Here is a 17,277-nt window from a genome sequence, read left to right on the forward strand (position 1 = left end):
AACCGTGAGTGGAAAGCCGCGCGCGCCTCGCCTATGAAGAAAAGATGTTCAGGCTCGCGCATATTTCCGATGTCCATCTGGGGCCGCTTCCCGATGTAACCTATCGCGATCTCGCCTCCAAGCGCGTGGTCGGTTACGTCAATTGGCAGCGCAACCGCCGCCGCTACATGCATGATGCAGTCATCGACACCATCGTCGCCGACATGAAGGCCAGCGGGCCGGACCATCTCGCCATCACCGGTGATCTTGTCAATCTGGCGCTCGATGGTGAGATCGAGATGACCAAGCACTGGCTGGAGACGCTGGGCTCGCCCAACGACGTGTCGGTCGTGCCGGGAAACCATGACGCCTATGTGCCGGGCGCCTTCGACAAGACCTGCCGGTCGTGGGCGGCGTGGATGACCGGCGACGGCGTCAATACGCCGGTCGACCGCAACACCTTTCCCTATTTGCGCGTACGCGGCAATGTTGCGCTGGTCGGCGTCACGACGGCGCGCGCCACGGCTCCATTCATGGCCAACGGCTTCTTTCTGGAGGGCCAGGCGGAACGGCTGCGCGACATGCTCGACGCCACAGGCAAGCGCGGCCTGTTCCGGGTGATCATGATCCACCACCCGCCGGTGCGCGGCGCCGTTTCGCAGAACAAGCGGCTGTTCGGCATCTCGCGCTTCCACAAGGTTCTTCACCGGCACGGCGCCGAGCTTGTGCTGCACGGCCATTCGCATGTGCCGTCGCTCTTCTTCATCGGCGCCCGCAAGGCCAAAATCCCGGTGGTCGGGGTCGCCGCCGCCGGGCAGGCGCCCGGCAGTTCGCATGCGCCGGCGCAATACAATCTGCTCGACATCGACGGTGATAAGGACAATTGGCGGATCAGGCTGACGCGCCGCGGCCTGACCGGGCCGGCATTGCCGCCCAGCGACCTGCAGACAATGGAGCTTGGCGTCGAGGCCGAGGCGTCGATGGCTAGAGCAATTCCAGGAAAAGTGTGAAACGGTTTTCCGTCCGGAATTGCGTCAAAACAAAGAGATAGTGCGGTTCAGCGTTTCCGTGAAACGCTGAACCGCACTAGAAGCTGATTTTCATTGCAACGATGCGGTCCCAGAACAACACGAGCGAAATCGCCAGGCCGACCAGGGCGCCGGCGGCGATCAGGCCGAGGCCCGAGAAGAACGCCGACCAGCCGTTGCTGCGCCCAGGGACATGCAGCGGCGGCTCAGCCTCCGCCACCAGGGCGCGTTTAAGGCCGGCGACGGCTTGCTCGATGCCGCCTTCCATCATCCTCTGGCGTTCGACGACGCGCTCGGCGACATAGCGCGTCACCTGGTCGGCAACGACCTTCATCTCTGTCGACTCGGCGAGCACGACGCGGCCGATGCGCGTGTCCTTGAGAAAGCGATAGGTGCGGCGGTCGCGTCCCATGGCGACATGGCTGATCGCGTCGATCCACAGCCGTGGCTGCAGGCCGGACGAGACGGCGAAGTCGAAACTGTCCATATCGGTGGGTACGTCGCCGAAGACCGGCGCGAGTTCGGCGGCAAGCAGATCGAGCCGCATGCGATGCGCTTCGCGCATCTCGACGACGACGTCGTCGCGGTCGGCGAAGGCGTTCTTGACGTCGCGAATGGCATCGGACAGTTTTCGCGACTGATCGATCTGGGTGATGTTCTCGCCTGCGTCCTTCATCGGCGTTGCCTCGCGGGGTTTGGTTAACACCGAATTAACACAGCGGCCGGCAAATTGCACTTGCGAGATCGATGAGCGGGCAAGGATTCGCTGGAGCAGCACCAGTGCCGCCGCCGTGCCTGCGCGAAGACCGATCAGCTCGCCGCAGCGGCGAATCCCGGACGAAGCCGCCTGCTGCGGCGTCGCATATTGCGACGGACGGCCTCGACGATCAGGCCGGGCGCTTCCTCGACCAGCATATGGCCGGCTTCCAGCACGTGGTGCAGATGAAAATGCTTCGGCACGCCGTCCGCCTGGCTGACGGGCAGCATCGCGTCGTCGGTTCCCCAAACCACCATGATTGGCATATTCAGCGTTTCCAGCCCCTCGTTCGGGATGACGCCTTGCCGATCATCCCTGGTCATGGCGGCTGCGAGCTCGACAAGTGTCCGCAACTGGCCGGGACGCTGGCGCATCTCGTTGACGAGTTCGACCCTATGCTGCGGCAGCCGGCTTTGCGGTCCCGACATGGCGGCAAGACAGGCGCGGATTTCATCCGTGCCGGCAGCGGCGGCGTAGCGACGCAGCAGCGGACCATTGATCTCAGGACCGAAACCGCCCGGCGCCAGCAGCGTCAGCGACGCCATTCTTTCGGGCTCGCTCAATGCCATCAAGGCGGCCACGGCGCCACCCATCGAATGACCGACGAGATGAGCCCGCTTTATCCCGCGAGCGGAAAGATCGGCAAGGACGGCACTGGCTGCAATCCTGGCCGGACCGCCGCCCGGAAAATCGAGCGACAGCCCATGTCCCGGCAGATCATAGGCCAGGGTCCGCGCGCCGGGCGCCAGAGACTCGGCCACATCGCGCCAGTCGTCGTGGCAGCCACCGAAACCATGCAGGAAGGCAATCGTTGTCGGGCCGGTGCCCCGTTCGGCAGCGTAAAGGGATGGGGTCATGCAAACTTTATGGCTTGGTGCCGGGATCAGTCAGGATGCCGGGGGCGGTCTTATGCGGATCAGTCTTGCGGGAGGTCAGACTTATGCGGAGATCAGTCTTATGCGGGATCAGACCTATGTGGGATCAGATTGGCCGGTTCAAATTGTGTCTGAATTGCGCTTTGGCCGTCCGGATGGCCAGTAAAATCTTCGCGATCACCTGACGTCGTGCACGCGCCGGGAGACGTCAGCTGGCGCCGCCAAGGCCGGCGGCGCGCAGGGCTTCCACCAGCCGGTTGGTCAGATCGGCGGGATATCTTCGTTCGACGAAAGTTGCGCGCGGATCGGCTGCGAATTTCGGGAATTTGGCGGTCAGTTCCTGCAGCAGCCTGCTCGCCAGCTTCTCGCGGCCGGCAGCCTTGGCGCCGATCAGCCGCGCCGCCAGATAATGCGATTTCATTTCCGTCGTTCGCAAGCCGTCGCTGGCGAGCGTGGCCTTGTTCATGTCGCCCATCATGAACTCTCCGGCGAACAGCCCGTAATCCCACCATGTCGGATGGGCGCTGGCGATGTCCACCGCGTGAGCGATGATCGGGGTGCCCTCGCTGTACCTGCCGGCGAAAACCAGCCCGTAGCCATAGGCGGCGGCCATTGCGAGATCGTAGGGATTGAGCTCATAGGCCTTGCGCATCCAGCGGATCGATTCCGCGGAATCGCCCATGCGCGAATTGAGATAACCAAGGGCGCGGTGCGCATAGGGGCTGGTCGGGCCCATCTGGATGGCGCGATGGGCAAACGTCATGGCTTTGTCGATCGTCGCGTCGGCGGGGTAGGGATAGTGGTCGGTGACCGCTTCGAGATGCAAGGAAGCGAGTTCCGAATAGACGAGCGACGACTTCGCCTCCCGGTTGGCAAGATCTTCGAGGCAGCGGTAAGCGGCTTCGTGCGTCTGGGCGTTCTGGTCGAGATAATATTTGCCGTTGAGCACCAGACACGCCGTCAGCCCGGTCTGGATGCCGCTCTGCTCGATGTAGTTGTAGATCGTGCCCGAGGCGGGAAGAGCCGAGCTCAAAATGCCGGAGATCTGGTCCTCGATGGCGGTGTTCGCGCTGTCGCCGGCGGTCAGGTTGCGTGAGAGCAGCACGCGGCCGGTCGCCACGCTTTGCAGCTCGAGCATGATATCACCGCTACGCGGCCCGGGCAGGACATCGAATACGAAGCTGGCGGCGTCGGTCACTGGATCGGGCGGGCTGTCGGCATCACGGCCGATGAAATTGATGGTATCGAAGCCGCTGAGGCCGGCGCGCAGCGATGCGGCGACACGGCGAGCCAGGTCGCTGTCGGCCTTGATGGCGATGTAGACCTGGGGGAGGTTTTCAACCGGAGGCGCTGCAATGCTGCCGGTAGCCACCGCGGTCTCGACCGCCGTGTCGCCGCCGGTCAGCAACACCACGCTACCCTGGCGAAGGATCAGCACACCCAGCATGAGAATGACCAGCGCGATCGCCAGCCAGAAGAACTGCAAATGCCGCTGCAGCGAAGGAGCAGCAGGGGCGACGGCTGGAACGCTCAGCAATGCAGCCGGATGTGCCCGGTTGCGGGCATCTTCCGGCGATCCGGGCGGGGCGGTCGCCGCCTCCTCTGTCGCCGGCTGCGGCTTGTTCTCTGCCTCAGCCTCTGCCGGCAAGCGAATGGCGTTGAGTTCGTAGGACGGAACATAGCCGCCGCGCGGAATGGCGATGCGGACCGGTTCGGCAACGCCCTCATTGGCGAAATACTGCTGCAGAAGCTCGCGCAGCCTGCCGGCCTGCACCCGCACCACCGCATCGGTCGACGGATCGAAATCGCCGTCCTTGCCGAAGACGTCCATCGCTATGGAGAAGCCCTTGAGCCTGTCGGCTTCGCCTGCCTGCTCGCGCTCGACCAGGTAGCGGAGCAGCTTGCGCGCGCGCTCGGATCGTCCGAACGTTTCGCTGGCAAGCAATCGCTCCAACGTTTCGCGCACTGCGGGGGCGGCAGGCGTGGTATGCTGCAAGTGTCGATCCCTTCGAATTCGGCACAGGTTGAGGTACAATCATATCGCGCTGGCGGCGCCTTACAAGCATGTGCTTATGGTGCGATAGCGTACCCACCGGATAAATTCCGGTGGGCCGATGGCGGGAGCCTGACCGTTTCGGCTAGCCGCGCTTTCGGCCGACGATGCGGTTGGCGGCAGAAACCACGGCTTCTAGCGAGGCGGCGACGATGTTGGTGTTGATGCCGGCGCCGAACAGCTTGCCGCCCGGATGTTCCATCTCGACATAGGAAATGGCCGAGGCATTCGAGCCGCGCTGCATGGAATGCTCGGAATAATCCAGCACCGACATCGGCACCCCGACATGGCGCGACAGCGCATCGACGAAGCCGTCGATCGGGCCGGTGCCGGTGCCTGATATGGTCACCTCCTTGCCTTTGTCGAGGATCACCGCTTCGACCACGCGCCGGCCCTTGACCTCGGTGTCGGGATAGGTGTGGTGGTCGAGGAACTTCAGCCGCGCGCCGGGCTGGTCGACATAGGTGTCGAGAAAGCGCTCGTAGATGCGCTTGACCGGCACCTCCTTGCCTTCGGCGTCGGTGATCGCCTGGATAGCCTGGCTGAACTCGATCTGCAGGTTGCGCGGCAGGTTGAGGCCGTAATCCGCATGCAGCACATAGGCGATGCCGCCCTTACCGGACTGCGAGTTGATGCGGATGATGGCTTCGTAGCTGCGGCCGACATCGGCCGGGTCGATCGGCAGATAGGGCACCTCCCAATGCGGCGTGTTGGCCTTGCGCAGCGCCTTCATGCCCTTGTTGATGGCATCCTGGTGCGAGCCGGAAAAGGCGGTGTAGACGAGCTCGCCGACATAAGGGTGGCGCTCCGGGATCTTCAGCTGGTTGGAGTATTCGTAGACGTCCTTCATGCGGTTGATGTCGGAGCAGTCGAGCCCGGGATCGACACCTTGCGTGTACATGTTGAGCGCCAGCGTGACGATGTCGACATTGCCGGTGCGCTCGCCATTGCCGAACAGCGTGCCTTCGACGCGGTCGGCGCCTGCCATCAGGCCGAGTTCGGTGGTGGCGATGCCGGTGCCGCGGTCATTGTGCGGATGCAGCGAGATCAACAGGTTCTCGCGATCGTCGAGGTTGCGGCACATCCATTCGATGCGGTCGGCATAGATGTTGGGCGTCGACATCTCGACCGTAGAGGGCAGGTTGATGATCAGCTTGTTTTCCGCCGTCGGCTTGACGATCTCGGTGACGGCGTTGCAGATCTCCAGCGCCACTTCGAGCTCGGTGCCGGTAAAGCTCTCCGGCGAATATTCGAAACGGTAGCCGCCGCCGGCTTTCGCCGCCATGTCGGTGATCATCTTGGCCGCATCTGTGGCGATGCGCTTGATCCCGGCGACGTCCTTCTCGAAGACGACGCGGCGCTGCAATTCGCTGGTCGAGTTGTAGAAATGGACGATCGGGTTGGTGGCGCCCTTCAGCGCCTCGAAGGTGCGGGTGATCAGTTCCGGCCGGCACTGCACCAGCACCTGCAGCGAGACGTCGGCGGGCACGTTGCCCTGTTCGATGCACCAGCGGGCGAAATCGAAGTCGGTCTGCGAGGCCGACGGAAAGCCGATCTCGATCTCCTTGAAGCCCATGTCGAGCAGCAGGGCGAACATGCGCGCCTTGCGTTCCTGGCCCATCGGATCGATCAGCGCCTGGTTGCCGTCGCGCAGGTCGACCGAGCACCAGATCGGCGCCTTGTCGATCACTTTCGAAGGCCAGGTGCGATCGGCAAGGCCGACGGTCGGATAGGGTTGGTATTTGCGGGCAGCGTCCGGCATGCCCCTCGCGGGCCTGGCGGTTTCCTCTACATTCAGACGGATATCTTCTCGTGCGTTCATCGTCTTTTCTCCCGGCGGCTCGCGGATCCAGCTTCAGGCAGATTGGTGGCGAGCGGCGCCTTTACCAGAATTTCGTTCGCTTGATGTGACGTGCCAATTTGTGACTGGCCAAGGAGCGTGCGCGTGAGCGGCAATTCGACCGCCGGGCGCTCCTTCAGCGAACCCGGCGATCGCCGATAAGGCCGAGAAGCAGCAGGGTCGAGGCGAGCGCGCGGACGGTCTGGCCGGCAATGCCGGTCGGACGGGACGCAAAAGAGGTGGCGCGCGGGCTCATGGCGGATTTCATACAGGAGCGGGCAAAGCGAGGCAAGTGGGAGCATTGGAGGTGGGTGAAGCTGCCGATCCAGCCTCTCAAGACCTGGGTTCCTCGCCCCGCGAAGCGGGGGAGAGGTGGCCGCCCACGGGTCTTGCCTTCGGCAAGCCCGAGGACAGGCTCCGCGGCCGGAGAGGGGGCGTTCGTAGGGCGCAGTCCCCTCTCCGTCTCGGCTTCGCCGAGCCACCTCTCCCCACTTTCGTGGGGCGAGGAACCCAAGCTGCAATGAAGGCGCGGCGCCGACATGAAGCGATTTTTCCTGATTACAGCAACTTTGTTCTTGCTTTGTGCCGGCAGCTATGCTACTAATTTGGGTATGGTGCTGACTGGCGCCGAGGACCCGCCGTCGAGGCGGGTTTTTTATTTCACGGTTTTGGCGTCACCTTTCGCGGACCCAGCCGCTCACCTGATCCAGTTGCTCTTCCCCGAGCCCGGCAAATGCGCCAGAGTCGATTGTCGGCGGGGGTGCAATGGCTCGCCGCCGGGAGGGATCGTCCATGAACTTCGTGTTCTTCTCGCCGCATTTTCCAGCCAATGGCGCCGATTTCTGCGACGGGCTGAAGAAGGCCGGCGCCACCGTGCTCGGCATTGGCGATGCGCCGTTCGATGCGCTGGACGGCAAATTGAAGGCAGCCCTTTCGGAATATTACCGCATCGACGACATGGAGGAGTACGAGCCGGTGTTCCGGGCGATCGGCCATTTCATCCACAAATGGGGCCGCGTCGACCGGTTCGAATCGCTCAACGAGCATTGGCTGGAGCTGGAAGCCAATATCCGCACCGACTTCAACATCTTCGGCACCAAGCTCGACTTCGTGAAGAATTTGAAACGCAAGAGCCGCATGCGGGCGTTCTTCCGCAAGAGCGGCGTCGAAACCATCCCGCAACGCAAGTGCTCCGACCGCGCCGGCGCCATGACCTTCATCCGCCGTGTCGGCTATCCCGTGGTGGTGAAGCCGGATTCCGGCTCCGGCGCCTCGAACACTTTCAAAATCTCCAACGCCGGCGAACTCGACAGCTTCTTCAGGGACAAGCCGGAAGGCGTCAGCTTCGTCATGGAGCAATTCATCGAAGGGCTGGTGGTGACCTATGACGGGCTGGTCAACCGCGACGGCGAGGTGGTGCTGGCCGCCAGCCACCGCTACGACCAGAGCGTCATGGAGGTGGTCAACCGCGACCGCCATATGAGCTATGTCTGTTTTCCCGAGATCAGCCGGGCGGTCGAGGAGGCCGGCAGGAAAATCCTCAAGGCGTTCGACGTGCGCGAGCGCTTCTTCCACATCGAGCTGTTCGAAACCAGGGACGACCGGGTCATCGCGCTGGAGGTCAACATGCGGCCGCCTGGCGCCTGGATGACCGATGCCATCAATTACACCTTCGATATCGATGTCTATGCCGCCTGGGCCGACATGGTGGTCAAGGACGCCGCCGGCGGCCCTTACAGGGGCAAGTATTTCACCGCCTATGCCAGCCGCAAGCGGCACCTCAACTATATGCACAGCCATGCCGACGTGCTGGCCGCCCATGGCGGCATGATCGTCCATCATCACGCCATTGAGGAGGTTTTCAGCCGCGCCATGGGAAACTACGCCTATCAGCTGCGCTCCACCGACCCGAAGGCGCTGCGCCGGGCGGTCGACTACATCCATGCGGAAAAGGCGTGAGGCGATGGACGTTTCCTACCACAAGGGTTTTGGCCGCAACCTCGGCCGCGACATGGAATACAAGCGCTACGGCCATGCCGGCCGACCCGTGGTTGTGTTCCCGACTTCGCAAGGGCGGTTCTACCAGTTCGAGGATTCCGGCGCGGTCTCGGCTCTCGCCGAGTTCGTCGACACCGGTCGCATCCAGTTGTTCACGCTGGACGGCATCGATGCGGAATCCTTCTTCGACCGCCATGCCGAGCCGGCCCATCGAATCGCCCGGCATGAAGCGTATTTCCGCTATGTGCGCGAAGAGGCGCTGCCGGAACTCCTGTCTGTCGCGGCCGAGGCCAATGGCGGGCGTACGCTGAAGCCGCTGTTTTGCGGCTGCTCGATGGGCGGATATCATTCGTCGAATTTCGTCTTCCGCTTTCCGGAGCTGGCCAGCGGCGTCATCGCGCTGTCGGGGGTTTACTCGACCCACGATTTCTTCGGCAGCGCGCTCGACGGACAGATTTTCTTCAACTCGCCGCTCGACTACCTGCCCGGTATCGTCGATCCGGGGCTGCTCGTCAGGCTGAAGGCGCTGCGGCTGATCTTCTGCTGCGGGCAGGGTGCCTGGGAGGAACGGATGCTGGCCGATACGCAGGCGCTGGAACAGATCCTGCGTGACAAGTCGATTCCGGCCTGGGTCGACTATTGGGGCGGCGATGTCGCCCATGAATGGCCGTGGTGGCACAAGCAACTGGTCTATTTCTTCGCCCGCTGGCTGGACGACGATCTGATGCACCGGCTGGATTAGGCCGTAGACTCATAAGCGCAGCCACAGTCGCCTTGAGAAGATGTCGTTCAGCACGCGGCGGTCATCCACACGCGGCACGCCTGGCGGCTTGTTGGGCAGGAGCGGCTCGATCACGCGCCACTCGAAGTCGGGCAGGTCGTATCGGCTCATGCCGACGCTGAATCGGCTCGGACGCCACAAGAGAAGCCTCGAATGGCGATCCGCGCAAATTTGCGCTACGAGGCAGGTGCCAGCGTGACGGAATTGGTAAACGTATCACCACAGTGATCCTGAGCCTCTTGGCTCAGGTGCGGGTTCGATCCCTGCCGCTGGCGACGCCCCGCTTTACGAGTTCACGACCTAGAGCATGTCGATATTTAGGTGATGCGGCCTGCAAATGGACTTCCCTTCAGCCTGATTTCAAAACATGACTATACTTATCATCTTTTAGTGGAAACAGCGGGCCGGCTGTGGCATTCCGGCGTGGCGAGGACGCCGTATGGCGAGCTCGGGTTCAAATGGCACCGAAAGGCTGAGCGATGGAGCAATTGAGTGCGCAAACCCGGATCAGCGGTGCCGTCATCCGGTCGGTGATGGACAGGCTGCGCGCCGAGCACGGCGAATCCGAGATCGATACCGGCCTTGCCGATCATTGGGAATTTCGCACGCACTACGGCTCGTTGAAAGCGACGCTCGGTGACGACAACGTGCTGATCCGCGTCGCGGCCGAGGATGAAACCTGCCTGTCCTACATGAAGATGGCGGTCGCCGGCCATTTTTCGCAACATCTCGGCACGACCAGGGGCATCGCCTGGCAGGGCGACGGCAGTGATGCCGGCACGCCGGTGTTCTTCCGCGAGATCACGGTGCTGTCCTCGACGCGGATTTCTCCGCATATGCAGCGCGTCCGCTTCACCGGCAACGATCTCGGCCGCTTTGGCCGTGGCGGCCTGCATGTGCGGCTGCTGCTGCCGCCGCGCGGCAGGCTGCCGGTGTGGCCGTCGATGGGCGCCGACGGCCTGATGGTCTGGCCGTCGGGCGAGGACGCGCTTGTCGTTCGCGTCTACACGATCCGGGCGCTGGACGCCGCAAGTGGCTGGCTGGATGTCGATTTCGTCCTCCACCCCGGTATGGATACGCCGGCGGCCGCTTTCGCCGAAAAGGCGGTTGCCGGCGAGGTCATCGGCATGATCGGACCGGGTGGGGGCGGCGTGCCCGAGGCGCAAAACCTGCTGCTGCTCGGCGACGACACCGCGCTTCCGGCGATCGGCAGGATGCTGGAGCAGCTTTCGCCGTCAACCCGCGCCGAAGCGTTCATTGAGGTCGACGGCCCGGACGACCGGATCGCGCTGGCCGCGGGCGAGACCGTTGCCGTCACCTGGCTATATCGGCATGGGCGCGAGGCTGGCACAGCCAGCCTGTTGCCGGCGGTGCTGCGGCAGCGGAGCCGGACCTCGCTTGCCGACAATCTCTATGTCTGGGCCGGATGCGAGTTCGGCGATTTCCGCGAGATCCGCAGGATCGTCCGCAAGGAATGGTGTGTGCCGCGCGACCGGCATCTGGTCACCGCCTACTGGCGCCGCGGGACGCAAGCGGCGGACGGCGGCGAAGAATAGTGCACCGCCCCTCGGGGGCAGAGGATCGCATATGGATTCTTGCGAAGAAGACCCCCACCCCTAACCCCTCCCCACAAGGGGGAGGGGAACTTTTGCGGCAGCGCCACTCAGCGGCAAACTTCGACGATTCTAGCCGAAACAGCAGCGGCATCGTCCCCCACCCCCTTGTGGGGAGGGGTTAGGGGTGGGGGTACGCGGCCTGGCAAATGCCCCAAACTTCCATATGCGATTCCCCTGCTGCACAAGGGCGGGCGGGGTCACCGGCGGTCGGATACGAAGGCGATCGCCGGGGCGGCCAGAAGCGCGACGAGGCCGGCGCCTGCGAAGAACGCGCCATAGCCGAAATACTGCGCGGCGTAGCCGGCCGCGATCCCGCCGGCCATGCTCACCAGTGCGTCCATGCACTGGAACAGCGTGAAGTCGACGCCCGCCTGTCTTGGATCTGACCAGCGCATGAACTGCGCGTAAAGCGCGACGAAACCGAGAGCCATGAAGCCGGACGAACTGAGCACCGCGATGGCCATCAAAGCGGTGGTCGAGAAGCCACCAAGAAAATCGAAGACCGAAAAGAAGAACAGCGATCCGGCCTGCAGGAAAAGCGCCAGGACGAGCACGTTGCGCGGGCCGAACCATTTGACGAGAGCGCCGCCGGCGAGTGCGGCAGCCAGGCCGACGAACATGCTGCCGACGCCGTTGACAAGTCCGACCATCGAGAGGTCGAGCCCGGCGTCGATCAGGAATGGTCCGAGCATGGCGAGTGCCGCCTTCTGGGCCAGGACATAGATGGCCGACGCTGCCAGGCCGCGCCGAATTTCGTGACGCTTCAACGCGTCGAGGAGGCTGGGAACATGCTCGCGCGTCTCCTCGCGCGCGCGGTTGGCCACGCCAAGCAGGAAGGGCAGGCCGAGCGGCAGGAGCAGCAAAGCCATCGCCCAAACGGCGATGCGCCAGCCATAAGCGTCGACCAGAAACAGAAACAGGCCGGCGCCGATGGCCGAGCCGAGATAGGCGCCGCCGACCTGCGCGGCATTGCCCCAGCCGTGGTTTTCCTTAGCCAGGCTCTGCACGGCGAAACCATCGCAGGCAATGTCGACCGTCGAGGCGGCGAAGGCGACGATGGTCAGGCAGGCCAGAACCGGCCACCAGGCCTCCGGGCCGAGCGCGCCGACGGCCCACAGCCCGGCGATGGACACGAGCCCACCGGCGGCTACGATCGTGCCGGTGCGGTTCTTGCCGACCGGCGGCAGCCGATAGCGCTCGACGGCCGGCGCCCATAGAAACTTGAGCGCCCATGGCAGCGCGATCAGCGAGACCAGGCCGATCCGGTCGAGCGGCAGGCCCTGGTCGCGCATCACCGCCGGCAGGCCCGCCCAGGTGATGCCGCCGATCACGCTCTGCGCGACATAGAGCCCGCCGATCGCCAGGACGATCGCGACAGGCGTCGATGCCCGGCTGGAAACGGCGATCGACATCAGAAGCGGTAGCGCAGGCTAGCGAACAGCGAGCGGCCCTCGTCGCGGTAGCAATAGCCGGCCGAGCAGATGGATTTTTGAGTGTCGAACAGGTTCTTGGCGTTCACCTGCAGCTTCACGCCCTCGAGTTTGGGATTGCGGTAGCCGAAATCGTAGGAGAGCGAGGCGTCGACGAAGGCGCGCGCGTCGTTCTTGAAGGTGTTGGTGTCATCGCCATAGCTCGAGCCGGCGACGCGAACGCCGCTGCCCAGCCCGAGCCCCTGCAGCGTGCCGTCCTCGAACTGGTACTGCCCCCAGAGCGACAGGATGTGATTTGGCGTCGCCGACAGTTCCTTGCCTGCGGTTCCCGTGGCGCCGCGTTCGATTTTCACGCGCAGATAGGTGTAGGAGGCGAGTATGCTGAGACCGTTGTCGAGCGAAGCGCTGGCTTCCAGCTCGACGCCGCGCGAGTTCAGGTCGAGCTGGCGCTGCTTGTTAATACCGGTCGAGGCGTCGAAGACGACGCCATCCTTCTGGTCGATGTCGAACAGAGCGGCGCTGACGGCGGCGTTATAGTCGGCAAATTCGTATTTGACGCCGATTTCCTTCTGCGTCGCAATGGTCGGACGGGCGACGCGACCGACAGGGCTGCTGACATCGTCATAGACGAAGCCGATATTGGGCGAGAACGACGTCGAATAGTTGATATAGGGCGTGATGCCCCATTCGGTCTGGTAAGACAGGCCGAGCCGGCCGGACAAGGCACTGTCGTCCTGCTTGGACTTGGTGAAGTCGGCGGCGGTCGAGGTGGTGTCGGCCCAGTCGTAGCGACCGCTGGCGAACAGGGTGAAATCGTTCCACTCCATCTGGTCATGCAGGTAGGCGCCGAGCTGGTTCATCTCCTGCCCGCCATAGTAAGGAACCGGAGCAGCCTTGATGTCGTCGACGGAGACATAGGAGATACCGCTGCCGGCGTCATAATTGGACCAGGCGTAGTCGATGCCGGCTACCGCCGTGTGCCTGACTTGGCCGGTATCGAATTCGAACTGCGCCATGTTGTCGACGACGAAGTTCTTCATGGTCTCGGTGTAGTGGCCCCAGTAGCGTTTCAGATCCGGGCCGTCCGGGTAATGGCCGCTGTACTCGATGTCGCTGTCGACGGCGCTGTAGCGAAGGTTCTGCCGGACGGTCAGCACGTCGTTGAAACGGTGCTCGAACTCGTAACCGATACGGCCCTGGGTCTGGTCGAAGTCGTTCCAGGCGGGATCGCCCTCGTAGAGGTTCGTTAGAGCGCCACCTGAATTGTAGAAGGCAGCGGTGCCGCCGGTGACGGATTTCGAATATTCCCCGAGGATGGTCAGCTTGGTGTCCTCATCCGGCTTGAAGGTGACTGCCGGCGCCAGATAGATCTTGTCGTCGGGATAACCGGGCAGGTCGGTATCGCTGGTGCGGCCGAGGCTGGTGAAGCGATAGAGGATGCTGCCGTCTTCGTTCACCGGGCCGGAAGCGTCGAGTGCGGCCTGGAAGCGATTGTGTGCGCCGAGCAGCATTTCGACTTCGCGGAACTGTTCTTCCTTGGGGCGCTTGGTGACCAGATTGACGATGCCGCCCGGACCGCTGATGCCGTAAAGCGAGGAGGCCGGACCCTTCAGGATGGTGACGCCTTCGATGCCGTAGGGCTCGGTCTTGAACCAGGCCGAGGGGCCGTTGTACTGGCGCAGCCCGTCGCGGAACATACCGTTGTAAAAGGCCTGGAAGCCGCGCAGGAAGAAGGCATCATAGCGGGTGTCGAAGCCGAAGCTGTTCGGATTGGCGCTGGCGACATAGCCGAGCGATTCGTTCAGCGTGCGTGGCTTCTGGTCCTCGATCTGCTTTTGCGTCACAACCGAAACCGCTTGCGGAATCTTGACTATCGGCGTGTCGGTCTTGGTGCCGATGCGGTCCTTCTTGGCGACGTAGCCGTCTTGCACGAGGATCTCGTCGCTCTCGGCATCGACCTCGATCTTGTTGAGAACGGTGACGCCGCCCTGGTCCTGGGCGTGAGCCGGCGCGGACAGGCCGAGCAGGGTCATGCTGCCCGGCAATGATATCCCCAGGAGCCATGTCATCGTCCGTATCCGCATCAACTCGTCTCCACTCTTCCGTACAACATTGACGGAAGGGGGCTCTCAAATCTGAGTATTTGAGTCAAGTTATTTTTTGAGCTCGTGCGCGTGCTGGCCCGATACGGTCGGCGGCAGCAAAGTGCGACCGGTTTCAGGAAAACCGGCTGCGAATCAAGGAGAGGCAAGCTGCTATGGTTTGAGGCTTCTCGCCACCAGCCGCGCCACGCTTGGGCCGACCAGAAGCACGATCAGGAAGCGTGCCGATTGCAGCGCCATGACGAAGGAGATGTCGACATGCTGCGCGGCGGCGGCGATGATGGCGACGCTGTCCATGCCGCCGGGGCTGGTTGCCAGATAGGCGGTCAGCGGATCGATGCCGAGGAGGCGGCTGATCAGGAAGGCGAGGCCGCCGCAAAAGACGATCAGGGCAATGATCGAGCCGACGATCTGCGGCAGCGCGCGGGCCGCGTGGCGCAAAATGGCCCTGGTGAAATTCAGGCCGATGCTCCAGCCGATCATCGTATAGCTCAAGGCAAGCAGCCAGGGTGGCAACTGCATGGTCACGCCGAGCCCGAGATGGATCACGGTGCCGAAAATGAAGGTGCCGAGGAAAAACGGCGACGGCAGCCGGAAAAGCTTTCCGGCGAGGCCGCCGACCAGCGCCACGCCGAATGTTGCGGCCAAGCTCTGCGGATCGACCGGCGGGAACCAGACGATGGCCGGCACCTCGATGCCTGAGGTGTCGACCCAAAGCTTGGCCACCAGGGCTGCCGTCATCGAGACGCAGATGACGCGCAGATACAGCATGAAGGCGACGAGGCGCTGGTCGGCGCCGAAGGCACCGGCCATCAGCACCATGGCGGTGGCGGCGCCCGGCGACGAGCCCCAGACCGCGGTGGTGCCGGGCAGGATGCGCCAGCGGCTAATCAGCCAGCCGAGCAGGCTGGATGCCGCGACCGTCGCCATCACGACGCCAAGGAACTGCGGCCATTCCTTGTAGAAGACGGGAAAGATATCGGCCGAGATGGAACTGGCGACCAAGCAGCCGACGACCGCCTGGGCTGAGCCGAACAGAACCCGCGGCACGCGCACCGTGGCGCCGTTGGTGCCGGCAGCGATGGCCGCCAGCATCGGTCCGATCAAGAGCGCGGCGGGCAGGGCAGCGAGTTCCAGCGCGCCGGCAAACAGCACCGAGACCACCACCAGGACCGGCCACTGCCAGGCCCTGTGGATCCGCGCCAGGTGCTCGATGGCCGGCGGGTTCGGGGAAGAATCCATAGATGGGGCTCTTAGACCGGTGGCGAAAAAATGCGAACCCCTTTTTGCGCGGAAAAGGGCTTGGGTGGTAATGGCACCAACCATCCGTAGCGATCCTTCGCGCCCCCCTCTGTCCTGCCGGACATCTCCCCCTCGAGTGGGGAGATTGGCAGCTTCGTCGACAGCGCTCTTCTTTGAAGATTGGCGAAGGCCGAAGTGACATTCAATCTCCCCACTTGAGGGGGAGATGGCCGGCAGGCCAGAGGGGGGCGCTGTCCTGCCGGCCTCTCCCTCTATCCCGCCTTCACCGCCGGCAACCCGAACCCGCCAACAGGATGCGTCTCCACCTGGAACTCGAAGCCGGCGATGATCGGCCGTGCCTTGGCGATTGCCGCCTGGACTTCGGGCAGCTGCAGCGAAGCCTTGTGGCTTTCGGCGTCGGTCCACACTTCGGTCACCCAGATCGCGTCGGCATCGGCCGGGTCGGTGGCGATGATGTAGTTCAGGCAGCCGGGCATGGCGCCGGTGCTGGCGAGCAGGATATCCATCATTGCGTCACGCTGGCCGCGCATCGCCCGCATCTTGCCGATCAGTCCGTACATTCGCTTTGCTCCGTTGAGATGACGCAACCAGGAGTATGCAGTTCGTCGCCTACGGCATCAACTGGCCGCCATTGACCTCGATCACCTGGCCGATGATGTAGCCGCTCAACAGATCGGAGGAGAGGAACAGATAGGCGCCGACGCAGTCCTCGGCGGTGCCGGCGCGGCCCTGCGGGATGGTGGCGATCATGCCTTTCATCTGGTCGTCGGTCGAGTAGCGCTCGTGGAAAGGTGTCGCGATCGTGCCGGGCGCCACCGCGTTGACGCGGATGTTGAAACCGATCAGCTCCTTGGCCATACCGCGCGTGACGTTGGAGACGAAGGCCTTGGCCGAGCCGTAAAGGCCGGCGCCGCCACCGGCGCCGTTGCGCGCGGCGATCGAGGAGGTGTTGACGATGAAGCCGCCCTGCCGCTTCAGCCATGGGATTGCTTTGCGCGAAGCTGTCAGCACGGAACGCGCGTTGAGGTCCATCACCGCGTCGTAATGCGCCTCGGTCTGCCCGGCATAGGGCACGCGGCCGAGCATGCCGCCGGCATTGTTGACGAGGCCGTCGAGCCGGCCGAAATGTTGCGCACTGTCCTCGACGACGCGCTCGACATCGGCGGGGATCGAGAAATCGCCCTGGGCGAGGAACACGTCGCCGCCGCCGTTGCGAATGGTCGCGGCCAGGTTTTCGGCAGCCGCGCGGCTCGAATTGTAATGCAGCGCGACGCGGCATTTCTGCGCGGCGTAGGCGAGTGCGAGCGCCGCGCCGATGCCCGTCGAGGCGCCGGTGACCAGGACCGCCTTTCCGGCAAGGTCGGGGATGACCAGAGAGGGGCTGACAAGGGTGGTGGTGGCTGGCACGTCTATTCCTCCGGGGACTCTGCCTGCTCTTCGTAGGCCCTCGCAGTCCTCGCGTTCAAGTCCGTAAAAGTTTAGAGCGGTTCACCGTTTCACGGAAACGGCGAACCGCTCCCTCTTTGTCTTGACGCAATTCCGGACGGAAAACCGT

13 protein-coding genes, 1 tRNA gene and 1 pseudogene are annotated in these 17,277 nt (G+C 63.6%); 5 read left to right on the forward strand and 10 right to left on the reverse strand.

All coding sequences use genetic code 11. The annotated features are described in order from the left end of the window. Positions 1-44: 44 nt before the first annotated feature. On the forward strand, positions 45-989 hold the full coding sequence (locus NKI17_RS11910) for a metallophosphoesterase family protein (protein WP_352645246.1): 945 nt from the start codon (positions 45-47) through the stop codon (positions 987-989). Between the two features lie 76 nt (positions 990-1,065). Here NKI17_RS11910 and NKI17_RS11915 read toward each other — a convergent pair whose 3' ends face one another. The 4 genes from NKI17_RS11915 to leuA all read right to left on the reverse strand — a co-directional run bounded on the left by NKI17_RS11915 (position 1,066) and on the right by leuA (position 6,514). Next, positions 1,066-1,683, reverse strand: coding sequence for a hypothetical protein (locus NKI17_RS11915; RefSeq protein WP_352620484.1), 618 nt, complete (start codon positions 1,681-1,683; stop codon positions 1,066-1,068). A 134-nt stretch (positions 1,684-1,817) separates the two neighbouring features. Beyond that, positions 1,818-2,621: an alpha/beta fold hydrolase gene (locus NKI17_RS11920; RefSeq protein WP_352620486.1), complete on the reverse strand. Its 804-nt coding sequence runs from the start codon at positions 2,619-2,621 to the stop codon at positions 1,818-1,820. Between the two features lie 226 nt (positions 2,622-2,847). After that, positions 2,848-4,635 (reverse strand): tetratricopeptide repeat protein, encoded by a 1,788-nt coding sequence (locus NKI17_RS11925; protein ID WP_352645101.1) that lies wholly within the window; start codon positions 4,633-4,635, stop codon positions 2,848-2,850. A gap of 142 nt (positions 4,636-4,777) precedes the next feature. Further along, entirely contained in the window at positions 4,778-6,514 is a 1,737-nt protein-coding gene (gene leuA / locus NKI17_RS11930; RefSeq protein ID WP_352568042.1) for a 2-isopropylmalate synthase, read from the reverse strand. Positions 6,515-7,324: 810 nt separating this feature from the next. Between leuA and NKI17_RS11935 the strand changes: the two genes are divergently transcribed. After that, the gene (locus tag NKI17_RS11935; RefSeq protein WP_352905994.1) at positions 7,325-8,491 is read left to right on the forward strand and encodes an ATP-grasp domain-containing protein; all 1,167 of its coding nucleotides are present in this window, start codon (positions 7,325-7,327) and stop codon (positions 8,489-8,491) included. Between the two features lie 4 nt (positions 8,492-8,495). Next, positions 8,496-9,272, forward strand: coding sequence for an esterase family protein (locus NKI17_RS11940; RefSeq protein ID WP_352568040.1), 777 nt, complete (start codon positions 8,496-8,498; stop codon positions 9,270-9,272). 30 nt (positions 9,273-9,302) lie between these two features. On the opposite strand, the pseudogene NKI17_RS11945 reads toward NKI17_RS11940, so the two are convergent. After that, a pseudogene (locus NKI17_RS11945) lies at positions 9,303-9,422 on the reverse strand (IS5/IS1182 family transposase); the annotation flags it as partial. 78 nt (positions 9,423-9,500) lie between these two features. Between NKI17_RS11945 and NKI17_RS11950 the strand changes: the two are divergent. Both NKI17_RS11950 and NKI17_RS11955 read left to right on the forward strand, forming a co-directional pair. Beyond that, positions 9,501-9,586: transfer RNA gene (locus tag NKI17_RS11950), tRNA-OTHER, on the forward strand. A 204-nt stretch (positions 9,587-9,790) separates the two neighbouring features. Then, positions 9,791-10,867, forward strand: coding sequence for a siderophore-interacting protein (locus NKI17_RS11955; RefSeq protein ID WP_352568039.1), 1,077 nt, complete (start codon positions 9,791-9,793; stop codon positions 10,865-10,867). Between the two features lie 257 nt (positions 10,868-11,124). On the opposite strand, the gene NKI17_RS11960 is transcribed toward NKI17_RS11955, so the two are convergent. From NKI17_RS11960 to NKI17_RS11980, 5 genes are all read right to left on the reverse strand, one after another. Beyond that, positions 11,125-12,339: an MFS transporter gene (locus tag NKI17_RS11960; protein WP_352568038.1), complete on the reverse strand. Its 1,215-nt coding sequence runs from the start codon at positions 12,337-12,339 to the stop codon at positions 11,125-11,127. After that, complete coding sequence (locus NKI17_RS11965) at positions 12,339-14,426, reverse strand: TonB-dependent siderophore receptor (RefSeq protein WP_352568037.1); 2,088 nt, start codon at positions 14,424-14,426, stop codon at positions 12,339-12,341. Before NKI17_RS11965 ends, NKI17_RS11960 begins: the two co-directional genes overlap by 1 nt. A gap of 186 nt (positions 14,427-14,612) precedes the next feature. Beyond that, positions 14,613-15,701 (reverse strand): AbrB family transcriptional regulator, encoded by a 1,089-nt coding sequence (locus NKI17_RS11970; RefSeq protein ID WP_352905996.1) that lies wholly within the window; start codon positions 15,699-15,701, stop codon positions 14,613-14,615. Positions 15,702-15,973: 272 nt separating this feature from the next. Continuing rightward, complete coding sequence (locus NKI17_RS11975; RefSeq protein WP_352450553.1) at positions 15,974-16,282, reverse strand: putative quinol monooxygenase; 309 nt, start codon at positions 16,280-16,282, stop codon at positions 15,974-15,976. Between the two features lie 49 nt (positions 16,283-16,331). Then, positions 16,332-17,129, reverse strand: coding sequence for an SDR family NAD(P)-dependent oxidoreductase (locus tag NKI17_RS11980; protein ID WP_352568035.1), 798 nt, complete (start codon positions 17,127-17,129; stop codon positions 16,332-16,334). Positions 17,130-17,277: the final 148 nt, after the last annotated feature.

Source organism: Mesorhizobium sp. M0816, from assembly GCF_040320005.1.
GTDB lineage: Bacteria > Pseudomonadota > Alphaproteobacteria > Rhizobiales > Rhizobiaceae > Mesorhizobium.